Origin of the sequence: Melaminivora alkalimesophila (genome assembly GCF_000282995.1) — a bacterium.
Lineage (GTDB): Bacteria > Pseudomonadota > Gammaproteobacteria > Burkholderiales > Burkholderiaceae_C > Melaminivora > Melaminivora alkalimesophila.
In genome coordinates, this window is the sequence record NZ_ALEE01000574.1 from 1 (window position 1) to 2,091 (window position 2,091).

The following is a 2,091-nucleotide window of genomic DNA, read 5'->3' on the forward strand; positions in this document are numbered from 1 at the left end:
GCCAGCCGCTGGTGGTGGTGGATTACGCACACACGCCCGACGCCCTGGCGCAGGCGCTGGCGGCGCTGGCGCCGATGGCGACGCAGCGCGGCGGGCGGCTGGTGTGCGTGTTCGGCTGCGGCGGCAACCGCGACGCGGCCAAGCGCCCGCTGATGGGCGCGGCGGCGCAGGCCGGCGCCGACCAGGTGGTCGTCACCAGCGACAACCCGCGCGGCGAGGCGCCCGAGGCCATCATCGAACAGATCCTGCGCGGCCTGCGCTTCGGCCCGCACGTGCAGTCCGAGCCGGACCGCGCCCGCGCCATCGCGCAGGCCATCGCGGCCGCCGGCGCGCGCGATGTGCTGCTGATCGCCGGCAAGGGCCACGAGGATTACCAGGAGATCGGCGGCGTGCGCCAGCCCTTCTCCGACCTGGAACATGCGCGCGCGGCCCTGGCCCGCCGGGCGGCAGCGCAGTGATCGACGAGAAAGAAGACAGTCCGGTGACCGCGACGACGAATCCCCTCCCTGCCGACGCCATGCTCGACCTGGGCCAGGCCCATGCGCTGGTGCAGGCGCGCATCCCCGAGGCGCGCCTCGTGGGCGACGGCCGCACGCCGCTGGCGCGGGTGCACACCGACACCCGCAGCCTGCAGCCGGGCGATCTGTTCGTCGCCCTGCGCGGCGAGCGCTTCGACGGCCACGGCTTCCTGGCGCAGGCGCGCGCCGCCGGGGCCGCGGCGGCGCTGGTGCAGCACGGGCTGGAGGATGCCGGGTTGCCGGGCATTGTGGTGCCCGATCCGCTGGCGGCGCTGGGGGCGCTGGCCACCGGCTGGCGCGCCCTGCAGGCGCTGCCGCTGGCGGCAATCACCGGCAGCAATGGCAAGACCACGGTCACGCAGATGCTGGCCTCCATCCTGCGCGCCTGGCTGGGCGAGGCGGCGCTGGCGACCCAGGGCAACCTGAACAACGAGATCGGTGTGCCGCTCACGCTGCTGCGACTGCGCCCCTGGCACGAGGCGGCGGCGGTGGAGCTCGGCATGAACCACCCCGGCGAGATCGCCCGCCTGGCGGCCATGGCGCAACCCACGGTGGCGCTGGTGAACAACGCCCAGCGCGAGCACCTGGAATTCATGCACAGCGTGGAGGCGGTGGCGCGCGAGAACGGCAGCGTGCTGGCGGCGCTTGCCAGCGACGGCACGGCGGTGTTCCCGGCGCAGGACGCCTTCGCCCCGCTGTGGCGCACCCTGGCGGTCGGGCGGCGCTGTCTGTGCTTCGGCGAGGGCGGCGAGGTGCGCCTGCACGCGGCCGAGTGGCAGGGCGAGGCCTGGCGCCTGCGCATCGACACGCCCGCCGGGGCGGTGGAGGCGCAGCTGCACATCGCCGGGCGGCACAACCTGTCCAACGCACTGGCCGCCTGTGCCTGCGCCCTCGCGCTGGGGGCGCCGCCCGCGGCGATCGCCGCCGGGCTGCAGGCCTTCCGGCCGGTGGCGGGGCGCTCGCGCGCCCTGGCGCTGGAATGGGCCGGGCGCGGGCGCACGCTGGTGGACGACAGCTACAACGCCAATCCGGATTCGGTGCGCGCCGCCATCGAGGTGCTGGCGCAGCTGCCGGGCCCGCGCCTGCTGGTGCTGGGCGACATGGGCGAGGTGGGCAGCGACGGCGCGCGCCTGCACGCCGAGGCCGGCGCCCAGGCGCGGGCCGCGGGCATCGAGCAGGTGTTCGTGCTGGGCGCGCTGGGGGTGCACGCGGCGGCTGCGGCCGCCCCGGTCGGGCGCCACTTCCCTGACATGCAATCCCTGCAGCAGGCGGTGCGCGCGGCGCTGCCGGAGGTTGCCAGCGTGCTGGTCAAGGGCTCGCGCTTCATGCGGATGGAGCAGGTGGTGCAGGCCATCGAGCAGCAGGCGGCGGCGCCTGCATCGGCGGAGGGTGTCGCGTGCTCCTGATGCTCACCCAGTGGCTGCAGGGCCTGTCTCCGGAGCTGGGCTTCCTGCGCGTGTTCCAGTACCTGACGCTGCGCGCCGTGATGGCGGCGATGACGGCGCTGCTGATCGGCCTGCTGGCGGGCCCGGGGGTGATCCGCATGCTGACGCGCCTGAAGATCGGCCAAAAA

General features: G+C 75.1%; 2 protein-coding genes and 1 pseudogene. All 3 read left to right on the forward strand.

The window, feature by feature from the left end:
* A partial coding sequence (locus A612_RS11255) for a glutamate ligase domain-containing protein (protein WP_040436685.1) occupies positions 1 to 458 on the forward strand: 458 nt, incomplete at its 5' end.
* Positions 459 to 517: 59 nt separating this feature from the next.
* Positions 518 to 1,924 carry a UDP-N-acetylmuramoyl-tripeptide--D-alanyl-D-alanine ligase gene (locus A612_RS11260; RefSeq protein WP_040436687.1) on the forward strand — a complete coding sequence of 469 codons (1,407 nt, stop codon included), beginning with the start codon at positions 518 to 520 and terminating at the stop codon, positions 1,922 to 1,924.
* Positions 1,915 to 2,091 (forward strand): annotated as a pseudogene (locus A612_RS17115) (phospho-N-acetylmuramoyl-pentapeptide-transferase); the annotation flags it as partial. The gene A612_RS11260 and the pseudogene A612_RS17115, both read left to right, overlap by 10 nt.